Source organism: Pararhizobium sp. DWP1-1-3 (assembly GCF_049896125.1).
Taxonomy (GTDB): domain Bacteria; phylum Pseudomonadota; class Alphaproteobacteria; order Rhizobiales; family Rhizobiaceae; genus Pararhizobium.
Window position 1 is genome coordinate 1 of sequence record NZ_JAFCTR010000033.1, and the last position, 14,996, is coordinate 14,996.

The 14,996-nt window shown below is 58.3% G+C and carries 10 protein-coding genes, 1 tRNA gene and 1 pseudogene; 1 reads left to right on the plus strand and 11 read right to left on the minus strand.

Annotated features, from left to right (window positions below; translation table 11 throughout):
- The first annotated feature begins 228 nt into the window (after positions 1 to 228).
- Entirely contained in the window at positions 229 to 525 is a 297-nt protein-coding gene (locus ACP7BS_RS29350; protein WP_113313676.1) for a transcriptional regulator, read from the plus strand.
- A gap of 135 nt (positions 526 to 660) precedes the next feature.
- On the opposite strand, the gene rpoC is transcribed toward ACP7BS_RS29350, so the two are convergent.
- The 11 genes and pseudogenes from rpoC to tuf all read right to left on the minus strand — a co-directional run.
- Positions 661 to 4,869 carry a DNA-directed RNA polymerase subunit beta' gene (rpoC, locus tag ACP7BS_RS29355; protein WP_426240896.1) on the minus strand — a complete coding sequence of 1,403 codons (4,209 nt, stop codon included), beginning with the start codon at positions 4,867 to 4,869 and terminating at the stop codon, positions 661 to 663.
- Between the two features lie 284 nt (positions 4,870 to 5,153).
- On the minus strand, positions 5,154 to 9,299 hold the full coding sequence (gene rpoB / locus ACP7BS_RS29360; protein WP_113313674.1) for a DNA-directed RNA polymerase subunit beta: 4,146 nt from the start codon (positions 9,297 to 9,299) through the stop codon (positions 5,154 to 5,156).
- Between the two features lie 267 nt (positions 9,300 to 9,566).
- Positions 9,567 to 9,941: a 50S ribosomal protein L7/L12 gene (gene rplL / locus ACP7BS_RS29365; RefSeq protein ID WP_113247982.1), complete on the minus strand. Its 375-nt coding sequence runs from the start codon at positions 9,939 to 9,941 to the stop codon at positions 9,567 to 9,569.
- Positions 9,942 to 9,998: 57 nt separating this feature from the next.
- Positions 9,999 to 10,520 (minus strand): 50S ribosomal protein L10, encoded by a 522-nt coding sequence (gene rplJ / locus ACP7BS_RS29370; RefSeq protein WP_037103356.1) that lies wholly within the window; start codon positions 10,518 to 10,520, stop codon positions 9,999 to 10,001.
- Positions 10,521 to 10,853: 333 nt separating this feature from the next.
- Positions 10,854 to 11,549 (minus strand): 50S ribosomal protein L1, encoded by a 696-nt coding sequence (gene rplA, locus ACP7BS_RS29375; protein WP_426230061.1) that lies wholly within the window; start codon positions 11,547 to 11,549, stop codon positions 10,854 to 10,856.
- Between the two features lie 4 nt (positions 11,550 to 11,553).
- A complete protein-coding gene (gene rplK, locus ACP7BS_RS29380) occupies positions 11,554 to 11,985 on the minus strand; it encodes a 50S ribosomal protein L11 (RefSeq protein ID WP_113247984.1) in 432 nt (143 codons plus the stop codon).
- A gap of 269 nt (positions 11,986 to 12,254) precedes the next feature.
- A complete protein-coding gene (gene nusG, locus ACP7BS_RS29385; protein ID WP_426230060.1) occupies positions 12,255 to 12,785 on the minus strand; it encodes a transcription termination/antitermination protein NusG in 531 nt (176 codons plus the stop codon).
- Between the two features lie 16 nt (positions 12,786 to 12,801).
- On the minus strand, positions 12,802 to 13,002 hold the full coding sequence (gene secE / locus ACP7BS_RS29390; RefSeq protein WP_037103350.1) for a preprotein translocase subunit SecE: 201 nt from the start codon (positions 13,000 to 13,002) through the stop codon (positions 12,802 to 12,804).
- A gap of 195 nt (positions 13,003 to 13,197) precedes the next feature.
- Positions 13,198 to 13,273: transfer RNA gene (locus ACP7BS_RS29395), tRNA-Trp, on the minus strand.
- Positions 13,274 to 13,422: 149 nt separating this feature from the next.
- Complete coding sequence (locus tag ACP7BS_RS29400; protein WP_426240897.1) at positions 13,423 to 14,316, minus strand: NAD-dependent epimerase/dehydratase family protein; 894 nt, start codon at positions 14,314 to 14,316, stop codon at positions 13,423 to 13,425.
- A 428-nt stretch (positions 14,317 to 14,744) separates the two neighbouring features.
- Positions 14,745 to 14,996, minus strand: a pseudogene (gene tuf / locus ACP7BS_RS29405) (elongation factor Tu); the annotation flags it as partial.

Consider the following 14,996-nt stretch of genomic DNA (forward strand, 5'->3'; position numbering starts at 1 on the left):
ACCCGCAGCCGCGGGCGATGATCTTCAATCATGTCGGCCTCCAAATCACCGACACACTTGAATCAGACTCGTGAAATTTCCGAAATACCCGTTAACCCGAGTTCAGGGCCGTGGGAATCGCCGCCCCTGCCCGTGACGATTCGTCGTGGGAACAGTGTTTTTTCCTCTGCGCACGGCAGCAATACGCTGTAAAGTCGTTTCACATATCTTTCGAAAGAGGAAATAGCCATGACTGCCAAGCCGGACAATGACAACAATCTCGACGGACCGATGATCTTCATCATCATCGGCAAGGCCTATGAGCAGGATGGCGACGAAGAAGGCGTGGACATTCACGTGATGCTGCGGGCACCTGACGACGATACCGCCGTGCGGGAAGCGTTGAACGCACTGGCCGAGGAAGGTTTTCTTGAGGCCGACCTCGATCAGATCGGCACGCTGACCGATGTGCCCAACGATGAGCCGCACGCATCCGCCTATCAGGGCGCGCTGACCGGCGAAGTGGCGATCATCAAGTTCGGATAAAGCCCATCAAGCACCGCTGCCTCGTGTGATGGCGGCGAACTCGCGTGAAACGAATGCAAAAGGCCGCCCGGATCACTCCGGGCGGCTTTTTCAATGGATTGGAAAGGGCGGATAACCGCCCTCGCCTTTCAAGCCTTATTCGGCTGTGGCTTCTTCCTTGGCTGCCATGTCGGCAAGCATCGGAGTTGCCGTATCGGCACCTGTGCCCTTGCGGCGCTCTTCGAGGATCATCTCGTCGCGTGCGGTCGCAATACGGCGGATCTGGGTCATCGTACCACCGGTACCGGCCGGGATAAGGCGGCCGACGATGACGTTTTCCTTCAGACCCTGCAGGCCGTCGGTCTTACCGGCGATCGCAGCTTCCGTCAGCACCTTGGTCGTTTCCTGGAAGGAAGCGGCCGAGATGAACGAAGGCGTCTGCAGCGATGCCTTGGTGATGCCGAGCAGGACCGGATCGCCGTAAGCCGGCTTCTTGCCCTGTTCGATCAGCTGATCGTTGACATCTTCCAGTTCAATGCGGTCGACGCTGTCGCCAACGATATAGGTACTGTCACCAGCGTCGGTGACTTCCACCTTCTGCAGCATCTGGCGAACGATCACCTCGATGTGCTTGTCGTTGATCACGACGCCCTGCAGACGGTAGACTTCCTGGATTTCGTTGACCAGGTAGGAAGCGAGTGCCTCCACGCCCTTGATCGCCAGGATGTCGTGCGGTGCCGGGTTACCGTCGAGGATGTAGTCACCCTTTTCGATATAGTCGCCATCCTGAAGATGGAAGGGCTTGCCCTTCGGGATCAGGTATTCGACCGGCTCAACACCGTCTTCCGCAGGCTCGATCAGCACGCGGCGCTTGTTCTTGTAGTCGCGGCCGAAGCGGATCGTACCATCGATTTCGGCGATGATCGCGTGATCCTTCGGACGGCGCGCTTCGAAGAGTTCGGCAACGCGCGGCAGACCACCGGTGATGTCCTTCGTCTTGGCGCTTTCCAGCGGCGAACGTGCAAGCACGTCACCCTGGGAGACCTTGGTGCCCGGCTCGACCGACAGAATGGCGTCGACCGAAAGCATGAAGCGGGCGTCGCCACCACGCGACAGCTTCATCACTGCGCCGTTCTTGTCCTTGATGACGATTGCCGGCTTCAGGTCGATACCGCGTGGCGTCGAACGCCAATCGATAACCTGACGCTTGGTGATGCCGGTTGCTTCGTCGGTCGCTTCCAGAACGGAGATACCATCGACGATATCTTCGAAATGAACCGTTCCTTCGACTTCCGTCATCATCGGGCGTGTGTAGGGGTCCCACTCGGCCAGACGCTGGCCGCGCTTCACCTTGTCACCGTCATCGACGAAGATCTTCGAGCCGTAGGCGACACGCTGCGAAGAGCGCTCGACACCACGTTCGTCGAGGATCTGGACCGCCATGTTACGGCCCATCGCGACGAGAACGTTGTCGGAGTTGCGCAGCATGTTGCGGTTCTTGATCTGGATCGTACCTTCGTACGACGCTTCCAGGAACGAGCTATCGACAACCGTTGCCGTGCCACCAAGGTGGAACGTACGCATGGTCAGCTGAGTACCAGGTTCACCGATCGACTGAGCGGCGATAACGCCGACAGCCTCACCCATGTTGACAGGGGTACCGCGTGCAAGGTCACGGCCGTAGCAGACGCCGCAGACGCCGGTCTGGATTTCGCAGGTCAGAGCCGAACGAATACGGATCGACTGGATGCCAGCCTTTTCGATTTCGACGACATCGGCTTCAAGGATCATCCGGCCGGCATCGACGATGCGATCGCCGGTCAGCGGGTGATCGATATTGTCGAGAGCCGTACGGCCGAGAACGCGGACACCGATGGAGGCAACGACCTGACCGGCATCGACGATGGCGGTCATGGTGAGGCCGGTTTCGGTACCGCAATCCACCGAGTTGACGATGCAATCCTGCGCGACGTCAACGAGACGGCGTGTCAGGTAACCGGAGTTTGCGGTCTTCAAGGCGGTGTCTGCGAGACCCTTACGGGCACCGTGGGTCGAGTTGAAGTACTCGTTAACGGTCAGGCCTTCCTTGAAGTTCGAGATGATCGGCGTCTCGATGATTTCACCCGACGGCTTGGCCATCAGGCCGCGCATGCCACCGAGCTGACGCATCTGGTTCGGAGAACCACGAGCACCCGAGTGCGACATCATGTAGATGGCGTTCATCGGCTTCTGACGGCCGTTATCGTCGAATTCGACAGCCTTAATGCGGGCCATCATGTCTTCGGCGACCTTGTCCGTTGCCTTGCCCCAGGCGTCGACGACCTTGTTGTACTTTTCGCCCTGAGTGATCAGGCCGTCATTGTACTGCTGTTCGTATTCCTTCACCAGGCTTTCGGTGTCACCGACGATCTTGGCCTTGGTATCCGGAATGACCATGTCGTCCTTGCCGAACGAAATGCCGGCGCGGCAGGCATGGGCGAAGCCGAGCTGCATGATGCGGTCGCAGAAAATGACCGTGTCCTTCTGGCCGCAATGGCGGTAGACCGTGTCGATCATCTTGGAGATGTTCTTCTTGGTCAGTTCCTGGTTGCAGACGTCGAACGGCACGTTGGCGTTCTTCGGCAGAAGCTCGCCGATGATCATACGGCCAGGCGTGGTTTCATAAATCTTCGAGACAGGCTTGCCGTCGGCATCAACCGTCTTGAAGCGGCCGCGAATCTTGGCATGCAGCGTCACCGACTTGGTTTCAAGCGCGTGATGCAGCTCGCCGAGATCGGAGAAGGCCATGCCTTCGCCCGGCTCGTTCTGGTTCAAGATCGACAGATAGTAGAGGCCGAGAACCATGTCCTGCGACGGAACGATGATCGGCGCGCCGTTTGCCGGGTGCAGGATGTTGTTGGTCGACATCATCAGGACACGGGCTTCCAACTGCGCTTCGAGCGACAGCGGAACGTGAACGGCCATCTGGTCACCATCGAAGTCGGCGTTGAACGCCGTGCAGACGAGCGGATGCAGCTGGATTGCCTTGCCTTCGACCAGGATCGGTTCGAAGGCCTGGATGCCCAGGCGGTGCAGCGTCGGTGCGCGGTTGAGAAGCACGGGGTGCTCGCGGATGACCTCGTCGAGGATATCCCAGACTTCCGGCTTTTCCTTTTCAACCAGCTTCTTGGCCTGCTTGACGGTCGAGGAATAACCCTTGGCGTCGAGGCGGGCGTAGATGAACGGCTTGAACAGTTCGAGCGCCATCTTCTTCGGCAAGCCGCACTGGTGCAGCTTCAGTTCCGGGCCGGTCACGATGACCGAACGGCCGGAATAGTCGACGCGCTTGCCGAGCAAGTTCTGACGGAAGCGGCCCTGCTTGCCCTTGAGCATGTCGGACAGCGACTTCAGCGGACGCTTGTTGGCGCCGGTGATGACGCGGCCACGGCGGCCGTTGTCGAACAGGGCGTCAACCGATTCCTGAAGCATGCGCTTTTCGTTGCGGATGATGATGCCAGGCGCACGCAGCTCGATCAGGCGCTTCAAACGGTTGTTCCGGTTGATGACGCGGCGATAGAGATCGTTGAGGTCGGACGTCGCGAAACGGCCGCCGTCCAGCGGAACCAGCGGACGCAGGTCCGGCGGGATCACCGGGACGACCTTCATGATCATCCATTCCGGGCGGTTGCCGGATTCCATGAAATTCTCGACGATCTTCAGGCGCTTCATCAGCTTCTTCTGCTTCAGCTCGGACGTGGTGTCAGCCATTTCCGCGCGCAGATCGCCAGCGATCTTTTCGAGATTCATCGAAGCCAGCATCTCGTAGATGGCTTCAGCACCGATCATCGCGGTGAATTGATCTTCGCCGAACTCGTCGACGGCGATCATGTATTCTTCTTCCGAGAGAAGCTGACTTTCCTTGAGGGAGGTCAGGCCCGGTTCGGTGATGATGTAGTTTTCGAAATACAGGACGCGCTCGATATCCTTCAGCGTCATATCGAGCAGCGTCGCGATGCGGCTCGGCAGGGACTTCAGGAACCAGATATGGGCGACCGGAGCTGCAAGCTCGATATGGCCCATGCGCTCACGGCGAACGCGCGACAACGTCACTTCGACGCCGCACTTTTCGCAGATGATGCCCTTGTACTTCATGCGCTTGTACTTGCCGCACAGGCACTCATAGTCCTTGATCGGGCCAAAGATACGCGCGCAGAAAAGACCGTCGCGTTCCGGCTTGAACGTGCGGTAGTTGATGGTTTCCGGCTTCTTGATCTCACCGTAGGACCAGGAGAGAATCTTCTCCGGCGACGCAATCGAAATCCGGATGGAATCGAAGGTCTGCGCAGGCACCTGCGGATTGAAAAGGTTCATGACCTCTTGGTTCATGCCTATCTCCTTTATGGGCTATCGCCCTGAGCTTGGCAGAGAGCGCGGCAAATCCCGGGCGCCGGCTTCCTGCACGAAACGGATAAAACCGCCTCCTGCGCCGCGCGTTTCAACGCGCAGAGGCCGCAGGACGCTTTTTGTGCTGCATAATTTTCTCCTCAAATCGAATAGGATTTGAGGAATTATGCAGTAAATGCGGCCGCATTTCCTACCCTGCCCCAACGATCTGAGACTGGGTGGAAATGGTGCGCGCCGCTTGGGAAAGCGGCACGCACCCTGATGTCTTATTCGGCCGCGTCCGGCAATTGCTGGTTTGCCGCGTTGAGTTCGTCGAGCTTGGAATTCTCCAGTTCGACCGAGAGACCCAACGACCGCATTTCCTTGACGAGAACGTTGAAGCTCTCCGGAATACCAGCCTCGAAAGTATCGTCGCCTCGGACGATCGCTTCGTAAACCTTGGTACGGCCGGCCACGTCGTCGGACTTCACCGTCAGCATTTCCTGCAGGGTGTAGGCGGCGCCGTAGGCTTCCAGAGCCCAGACTTCCATTTCCCCGAAGCGCTGACCGCCGAACTGCGCCTTACCACCGAGCGGCTGCTGGGTGACGAGCGAGTAAGGACCGATCGAACGGGCGTGGATCTTGTCGTCCACAAGGTGGTTCAGCTTCAGCATGTAGATGTAACCGACCGTCACCTGACGGTCGAACTGATCGCCGGTACGGCCATCATACAGCGTCGACTGACCCGAAACGTTCAGGCCTGCCTGTTCCAGCATCTCGTTGACGTCGGCTTCGACTGCACCGTCAAAGACCGGCGTTGCAATCGACACCCCGCGGCGGGTCTGCTCGGCCAGACGGACGATCGATTCGTCGTCGTAGTCCTTGATCGGCTCGCCCTTCGGACCGGAGCCGATGACGCTGTCGATGGTATCGCGCAGCGGCTGAATTTCAGCGCCCGCCTTATAGGCATCAAGCATGGCACCGATCTTCTTGCCCATGCCGGCGCAGGCCCAACCCAGATGGGTTTCAAGGATCTGGCCGACGTTCATGCGCGAAGGCACGCCGAGCGGGTTCAACACGACGTCAACATGCGTACCGTCTTCCAGGAACGGCATGTCTTCGATCGGCACGATGCGGGAAACCACACCCTTGTTGCCGTGACGGCCGGCCATCTTGTCGCCTGGCTGGATCTTGCGCTTCACAGCAACAAAGACCTTGACCATCTTCATGACGCCCGGAGGCATTTCGTCGCCGCGCTGGACCTTTTCGACCTTGTCCATGAAGCGATGCTCGAGCAGCGACTTGGATTCGTCGTACTGGCCACGCAAAGCTTCAACTTCGCCCTGAGCCTTTTCGTCTTCCGTCGCAAACATCCACCACTGCGAGCGGGGATATTCGGAAATGACGGCGTTCGAAAGTTCGGTGCCCTTCTTGAAGCCCTTCGGACCGGCAACGGCGACCTGGCCGCGCAGCATGTCGAGGAGACGCGAGTAGACGTTGCGATCGAGGATCGCCTGTTCGTCGTCGCGGTCCTTGGCAAGACGCTCGATCTCTTCCCGCTCGATCGCCATCGCACGTTCGTCTTTTTCCACGCCGTGGCGGTTGAAGACGCGAACTTCGACGATGGTGCCGAAGGTGCCCGGAGGCATGCGCATGGAGGTGTCGCGGACGTCGGAAGCCTTTTCACCGAAGATGGCGCGCAGAAGCTTTTCTTCGGGCGTCATCGGGCTTTCGCCCTTCGGGGTGATCTTGCCGACCAGAATGTCGCCAGGCGTCACTTCGGCGCCGATGTAGACAATACCGGCTTCGTCGAGGTTCTTCAGCGCTTCTTCCGAAACGTTCGGAATGTCGCGGGTGATTTCTTCCGGACCAAGCTTGGTGTCGCGCGCCATTACTTCGAATTCTTCGATGTGGATGGAGGTGAACACGTCATCGCGAACGATGCGCTCGGACAGAAGGATCGAATCCTCGTAGTTGTAGCCGTTCCACGGCATGAACGCGACGAGCGCGTTGCGGCCGAGAGCCAAGTCACCGAGATCGGTCGACGGACCGTCGGCGATGATGTCGCCCTTGTTCAGAATGTCACCGACGGTGACCAGCGGACGCTGGTTGACGCAGGTGTTCTGGTTGGAACGCTGGAACTTCTGCAGGCGGTAGATATCAACACCGGACTTGCCGGCCTGGAGATCTTCCGTCGCACGGATAACGATACGGGTCGCGTCGACCTGGTCGACCACACCGCCACGGCGGGCAGCAATGGCAGCACCGGAGTCGCGGGCAACGATCGGCTCCATGCCGGTACCGACAAACGGAGCTTCCGCACGCAGCAGAGGCACGGCCTGACGCTGCATGTTGGAGCCCATGAGGGCGCGGTTGGCGTCGTCGTTTTCGAGGAACGGGATCAGCGCTGCCGCCACAGACACGAGCTGCTTGGGCGAAACGTCCATCAGGTTCACGATGTCGCGCGGTGCGAGCATAACGTCGCCGGCGTGACGGCAAACAACGAATTCTTCAACGAAGGACTGGTCCTCGTTGAGTTCGGAGTTGGCCTGGGCCACGTGATACTTGGCTTCTTCCATCGCCGACAGGTAGACGACATCCTTGGTCACCTTACCGTCGATGATCTTGCGGTAAGGGCTTTCGATGAAGCCGTACTTGTTGACGCGGGCAAAGGTTGCCAGCGAGTTGATCAGACCGATGTTCGGGCCTTCCGGCGTTTCGATCGGGCAGATACGGCCGTAATGGGTCGGGTGAACGTCGCGGACTTCGAAGCCGGCGCGTTCGCGCGTCAGACCGCCCGGTCCAAGAGCCGAAAGGCGGCGCTTGTGGGTGATTTCCGACAGCGGATTGACCTGGTCCATGAACTGCGACAGCTGCGAAGAGCCGAAGAATTCGCGAACAGCGGCAGCAGCAGGCTTGGCGTTGATCAGGTCCTGCGGCATGACAGTGTCGATTTCGATCGACGACATGCGTTCCTTGATGGCGCGCTCCATGCGGAGCAGGCCGAGGCGGTACTGATTTTCCATCAATTCGCCGACCGAACGCACACGGCGGTTGCCGAGGTTGTCGATGTCGTCGATTTCGCCCTTGCCGTCGCGCAGGTCCACGAGCATCCGGACAACAGCCAGGATGTCTTCCTTGCGCAGGATACGAACGGTGTCGGCAGCATCCACGTCGAGACGCATGTTCATCTTGACGCGGCCGACGGCGGAGAGGTCGTAACGCTCCGAATCGAAGAACAGCGTGTTGAACATGGCTTCAGCCGAATCCATGGTCGGCGGCTCGCCGGGACGCATGACGCGGTAGATGTCGAACAGGGCATCCTGACGGTTTTCGTTCTTATCGACCGAAAGCGTGTTGCGGATGTAGGCACCGACATTGATATGGTCGATGTCGAGGATCGGGATCTCGTCGAAACCGGCCGTCAGAATGACGCCAAGCGTCTTCTCGTCGATTTCGTCGCCGGCTTCGAGGAAGATTTCACCCGTCGACGGATTGACCAGATCTTCGGCAAGGAAGTTGCCGTACAGCTCGTCGTCCGTGGCCTTGATGGCCTTCAGGCCTTTTTCCACCAGCGTCTTCAACAGGCGCGGCGTCAGCTTCTTGCCGGATTCAACGACCACTTCGCCGGTGTCGGCGTCGATCAGGTCGGAAAGCGCCTTCTGGCCCTTGAGAACCTCCGGCTGGAACGGAATCCGCCAGCCCTTGCCGTCACGGGCATAGAGCGACTTGGTGTAGAAAGTCTCGAGGATCTCCTCGCCGTCCATGCCAAGCGCCATCAGAAGCGAGGTGACGGGGATCTTGCGGCGGCGGTCGATACGCGCGTGCACAACGTCCTTGGCATCGAATTCGATGTCGAGCCAGGAGCCGCGATACGGGATGACGCGGGCAGCAAACAGAAGCTTGCCCGAGGAATGGCTCTTGCCCTTGTCGTGGTCGAAGAACACGCCCGGCGAACGGTGCATCTGGGAAACGATGACGCGTTCGGTACCGTTGACGATGAACGTACCATTGTTGGTCATGAGCGGCATGTCGCCCATGTAAACGTTCTGTTCCTTGATGTCCTTGACGGACTTGGCACCCGTATCCTCGTCGATATCGAACACGATGAGACGCAGCGTCACCTTCAGTGGCGCTGCGTAGGTCAGATCGCGCTGACGGCATTCCTCAACGTCGAACTTCGGCTGTTCGAACTCGTAGGACACGAATTCGAGCATCGAAGCGCCGGAGAAATCCGTGATCGGGAAAACCGACTTGAAAACGGACTGGAGCCCCTCGTCCGGACGACCGCCCTGCGGCTCGTCGACCATGAGGAACTGGTCGTAGGATGCCTTCTGGACCTCGATGAGGTTCGGCATTTCTGCGACTTCGGGAATTTTACCAAAAAACTTGCGTACGCGCCTACGACCATTGAAAGAAAGGGTCTGAGCCATCGTCGCTCCTTCAAATTTTGCATCCGGGCCTGCAACGGACGGGAACCGATGGCCAGTCGATCCCGTCAATCAATGGATTGTTCAATCTCGTCCAACCTCCCAAAACGCTCAGCGCGGATTGCTGTGCTGTTCCTGGTTCGGGACTATCCTCTTGAAGAACCCATTACCCAAAAGCCGTTTTCAATGGGCTTTTGGGTAATATGTTCAGAAAGCGGTCAAAGAGAGGCGGCCATTTTCATGGCCACCTCCCCTTTAAAACAAGCAGAATTACTTGACGTCAACCTTGGCGCCAGCGTCTTCGAGCTTCTTCTTGAGATCAGCAGCTTCAGCCTTGGAAACGCCTTCCTTGACAGCCTTAGGAGCGGCTTCAACGAGGTCCTTGGCTTCCTTCAGGCCGAGGCCTGTGATCGCGCGGACTTCCTTGATGACGTTGATCTTGTTTGCGCCGGCATCAGCGAGGATGACGTCGAATTCAGTCTTTTCTTCTTCAACAACGGCAGCAGCAGCACCGCCAGCAGCAGCAGCAGCTACTGGTGCAGCAGCGGAAACGCCCCACTTTTCTTCAAGAAGCTTCGACAGTTCTGCAGCTTCCAGAACGGTCAACGAGGACAGGTCTTCAACGATCTTAGAGAGATCAGCCATTTTTTAGTTCCTTTTATTCGGTTCGAACTTGGTTTGATATAACAACGAAAAACCGCCTTATGCGGCTTCTTCGTCCTTCTTGGCGTAGGCCGCAAACACGCGGGCAAGCTGGCTTGCCGGTGCTGCAACAACCGATGCGATACGCGTTGCCGGGGTCTGAATCATACCCAGCAGCTTTGCACGCAGCTCGTCCAGCGACGGCAGGGTCGCAAGCGACTTGACTGCATCCGCGGACAGCGTGGTTGCGCCCATGGCGCCACCCAGAACAACGATCTTGTCGTTGGTCTTGGCGAAGTCCATGAGAACCTTTGGAGCCGTGATCGGGTCGGCGCTGAATGCTACCAGCGTCTGGCCCTTGAAGAGATTGGACATCCCTTCGGCTTCCGTACCCTGAAGGGCGATCTTGGCCAGGCGGTTCTTCGCGACTTTGACGGTGCCGCCAGCAGCGCGCATCTTCGAACGGAAGTCGTTCATCTGTGCGACTGTGACACCAGCATAGTGGGCCACGACAACCGAACCGGCGCCCTTGAAGGACTCGTTCAGCTCCGTGACGAATTCGCGTTTTTCCGCTCTTTCCACTGCCTATCTCCAGTTGACTGGACCGCAAAACACAGTCCAGTCGGTTTGCCTTTGCCGCACGAGATCAAAGTTGATCTCAGGCGACGCTCGAGGATCCTGTCCCCTGCGCGTTCCCGTTCAACCGGGTCCGGCACAAGGCAAGCCGAGGTTCGAACCGAATCTCCACACTTGCGTGCGTCAAATGAAATTCGGGACTCACCCATCTCATGCAGGCCGAAGTGATTAAGGGATAACCACCTGCAATCTCGGACAGGAGTTCCGGGTTTGATCCCGGAATTTCCGGCCCCGAAAGGCCGGAAATCTGTGACCGGACGAAAGTCCGGATAAACTTGATTAGGCGCTGACCGTCGACGGGTCGATCTTGACGCCCGGACCCATGGTCGAGGAAATCGCGACGCGCTTGACGTAGTTGCCCTTGGCGCCAGCCGGCTTTGCCTTGATGACCGCATCAGCGAAAGCGCGGATGTTTTCTTCAAGAGCAGCGGCATCGAACGATGCCTTGCCGATGCCGGCGTGAACGATACCGGCCTTTTCGACGCGGAACTCAACGGCGCCGCCCTTCGATGCCTTGACAGCACCGGCGACGTCCATGGTGACGGTTCCGACCTTCGGGTTCGGCATCATGCCACGCGGGCCGAGTACCTTGCCGAGACGGCCGACGAGCGGCATCATGTCCGGAGTGGCGATGCAGCGATCGAAATCGATCTTGCCGCCCTGGACGATCTCCACCAGTTCTTCCGCGCCGACGATGTCTGCGCCGGCAGCCTTGGCTTCATCAGCCTTGGCGCCACGTGCGAACACGGCGACACGAACCGTACGGCCGGTGCCGTTCGGCAGGTTGACGACGCCACGGACCATCTGGTCGGCGTGACGCGGATCAACACCGAGGTTCATCGCAACTTCGATGGTTTCGTCGAACTTGGCGATCGCACGGGCCTTCACCAGGGTGATGGCTTCCGACAGAGCAACGAGCTTCGTCGGGTCAATGCCTTCGCGGGTCTTCTGTACGCGCTTTGCAATCTTTGTCATGGTCTCAACCTGCCACTTCCAGGCCCATGGAGCGGGCCGAGCCCTCAACCATTGCCATTGCGCCTTCGATATCAGCCGCGTTCAGATCCTTCATCTTGGCTTCAGCGATCTTGCGAACCTGATCCTTGGTGAGGGTACCGGCCTTGGCGCCCTTTCCAGGCGTCTTGGAACCAGCCGTCAGCTTGGCTTCCTTCTTCAGGAAGTAGCTGACTGGCGGCTGCTTCATGATGAAGGTGAAGGACTTGTCCTGATAGTAGGTGATGACGACCGGGATCGGCATGCCCTTTTCCAGTTCCTGCGTGGCGGCATTGAACGCCTTGCAGAATTCCATGATGTTTACGCCACGCTGACCAAGCGCCGGGCCGATTGGCGGGGACGGGTTTGCCGATCCTGCCTTGACCTGAAGCTTGAGCTGGCCTGCAACTTTCTTAGCCATTTCTCTCTGCCTTTATGGTTTTCCCGGTATCCCTGCCCGCCATATGCGAACCGGACCCGGAAACGTTACAACCGGTTTCCCGGCTTCTCATGCCGCCCTTCATCGGGACGGCGGCTGCGGTTGCGTGGTGCGGATTGACCGGTCCGGCTAAGAACGGTTTCCTTCCACGCGGTTTGCGGGCTTGCCCGCATTTGCCGGATACATCGATCCGGCAAAACCAAAAGAAAGCTGCGCAGCCGAATGGAATTCGGCGCTGCAGCCTTCAGAAATCAGACTTTCTCGACCTGAGCGTACTCAAGATCTACCGGCGTTGCGCGGCCGAAGATGGAGACTTCAACCTTGAGGCGCGAACGCTCTTCGTCAACGTCCTGCACGATGCCGTTGAACGAGGCGAACGGACCATCGGAAACGCGCACCTGCTCGCCGACCTCGAACGAGATCGAAGGCTTTGGACGATCAACACCATCCTGGACCTGACCGAGAATGCGCTCGGCTTCGAAATCCGGAATCGGGACCGGCTTGTTGTTGGAACCGAGGAAACCCGTGACCTTCGGTGTATTCTTGATGAGGTGATAGGCCTCATCCGTCAGGTTGGCGCGCACAAGCACGTAACCTGGGAAGAACTTGCGCTCGGCATCGACCTTGCGGCCGCGGCGAACCTCAACGACCTTTTCGGTCGGAACGAGAATTTTTTCAAACAGATGACTTAAGCCGGTCTGCTTGGCCTTCTCCTCGATCGATTCAGCCACCTTCTTCTCGAAATTCGAGTAGGCGTGAACGATGTACCAACGCGCTGCCATATTCATCCCCAACCGTTCAAACGCCAGCATTCAGGACGAGGCCAATCAGCCAGCCCATCAGTTGGTCCGCAGCAAAAAAGAAGATAGCCGCAAAGAACACCATGACGAATACCATCAGCGTCGAGATCATCGTCTCGCGCCGTGAAGGCCATGTGACTTTCGCCGTCTCAGCACGAACCTGCTGCAGAAACGTAAATGGATTTGTTTTGGATGCCATTGAATGCTCACGCCTTAACGGCCCGTAAAGCTGACGATCAGCCCCACGCGCCGCGTGTCTGTTTGAACCCTACATAAAGACCGATTCTATAAATCACAAGAGGTCAACGGTCTTTTTGCGAAATTAGCCGAGAAGACAAGCCTTCTCCCTGTATAATACGCCAATTCGTTGCGGCCTGATATCAGCCGAATTGAATGGCAGGGGCAGTAAGGCTCGAACTTACGACCTGCGGTTTTGGAGACCGCCGCTCTACCAACTGAGCTATACCCCTAGACCCAGCAGCGCAGAGTGCAAAAGCAAAGCGCCACGTGAAGTCAGCGGGTTATTATTCAGTTTGACCGGGATTGACAAGCGTTTTTGCGCGAAAAAAGAAAAGAAATCCGCATCCGGACCTGTTTTTCCCGCCCTGATATTCGCAACCTACACCTCGACATATCGACGCCAGTCGTGCTCCTCGCGAAACCCCAGCACGTCGCGGATCTTCCGGTTCGAAAGCAGTCCCTCAAACGTGCCGATCTCGCGCGTAAACGGCACGTTGGGGAAATAGCGGGCCGCCAGTTCCTTGGTCGGCGTATTGGCCGACACGGTATCGTTGGCTGCATTGAAGACCTGGAAACCCAGCCCATCCTTTTCGATGCACAGCTTGACGATCTGCCCGAGGTCGCGGGCATCGATATAGCTCCAGGCAATGCGCTTGCGGATTTCCGGATTGGCGAAATAGGCCGGGAACCGTTCGTATTCGTGCGGTTCGATGACATTGCCGATTCTGAGCGCATAGATGTCGGCCCCGGAACGCTCGGCGAAGGCACGCGACGTCTTCTCATTCACCACTTTCGACAGGCCGTACGAATCCATCGGATTGACGTCATAGTCCTCATCCAGGGGAAACTGATGAAAGTCGCGATGACCTTCGGCAAAGCAGACACCATAGGTGGTTTCGCTGGAGGCAACGATGATCTTGCGGACGCCGAGCTTCACCGCCGCCTCGATGACATTGTAGGTGCCCATCGTGTTGATGCGGAAGGTTTCGTTGTCCGGCTTGAGCAGAATGCGCGGCACAGCGGCGAAATGAACCACCGCATCGAACGGCTGCGGCCCCTGCCCCTGTTCCAGGTCCGGAAAATCCCGGTGCATCGACATGACGTTGAACATCTGGCCGCTATCGGTGATATCGGCGATGAGATTGGTCACCCCTGGGCTCTCTAACGGCGTCAGGTCGACATTGTGCACCTCATAACCAGCCTCCACGAGATAAGGCACGGCATGCCGCCCTGCCTTGCCCGCACCGCCGGTAAACAAAATTCTCTTGCCCATGATGTTCCTCCGTTCCGCGCGACCTCTACAGGCGCGCGTGTGCCTCGTTATCCGGTATGCCCTGCCCCCTCCAGTACCGCAACAGCATTTCCGGGTGTCGGCAGGCGAACCACCGCGCACGACGCCTCAGCCGAGCGGTAGACAGCCATGGTCACCGCTTGTCGTTAGACAACAAGAGACCCCGCCGTTGCCGGCGGGGTCTTAAGGACCGATAATATCGGAACGATTACTCGACGATGACGGCGCCGGGAGCAAATCGGGCTTGCGCGCCATTTGCACCACGTTTCTGCGTCGGCAGCTTTCGGCCTCGTCTATCGATTGTTATTCAACAATCGAGGCGACGATGCCGGCGCCGGGTGAAAATCGCGCTTGCGCGCCATTTGCACTACGTTTCTGCGTCGGCAGCTTTCGGCCTCGTCTATCGATTGTTATTCAACAATCGAGGCGACGATGCCGGCGCCGACGGTGCGGCCGCCTTCGCGGATGGCGAAGCGCAGCTTTTCTTCCATCGCGATCGGAACGATCAGCTCGACGGAAACCGTGACGTTGTCGCCAGGCATGACCATTTCCGTGCCTTCAGGAAGCGACACGATGCCGGTCACGTCCGTCGTACGGAAGTAGAACTGCGGACGGTAGTTGGTGAAGAACGGCGTATGACGGCCGCCCTCTTCCTTCGTCAG

Bases quoted from the DNA above. Each gene is read 5' to 3' on its own strand.
- rplK (WP_113247984.1), bottom strand. From the start codon at position 11,985: ATGGCTAAGAAAGTTGCAGGCCAGCTCAAGCTTCAGGTCAAGGCAGGA.
- rpoC (WP_426240896.1), bottom strand. From the start codon at position 4,869: ATGAACCAAGAGGTCATGAACCTTTTCAATCCGCAGGTGCCTGCGCAG.
- rplA (WP_426230061.1), bottom strand. From the start codon at position 11,549: ATGACAAAGATTGCAAAGCGCGTACAGAAGACCCGCGAAGGCATTGAC.
- rplL (WP_113247982.1), bottom strand. From the start codon at position 9,941: ATGGCTGATCTCTCTAAGATCGTTGAAGACCTGTCCTCGTTGACCGTT.
- rpoB (WP_113313674.1), bottom strand. From the start codon at position 9,299: ATGGCTCAGACCCTTTCTTTCAATGGTCGTAGGCGCGTACGCAAGTTT.
- nusG (WP_426230060.1), bottom strand. From the start codon at position 12,785: ATGGCAGCGCGTTGGTACATCGTTCACGCCTACTCGAATTTCGAGAAG.
- ACP7BS_RS29350 (WP_113313676.1), top strand. From the start codon at position 229: ATGACTGCCAAGCCGGACAATGACAACAATCTCGACGGACCGATGATC.
- ACP7BS_RS29400 (WP_426240897.1), bottom strand. From the start codon at position 14,316: ATGGGCAAGAGAATTTTGTTTACCGGCGGTGCGGGCAAGGCAGGGCGG.
- secE (WP_037103350.1), bottom strand. From the start codon at position 13,002: ATGGCATCCAAAACAAATCCATTTACGTTTCTGCAGCAGGTTCGTGCT.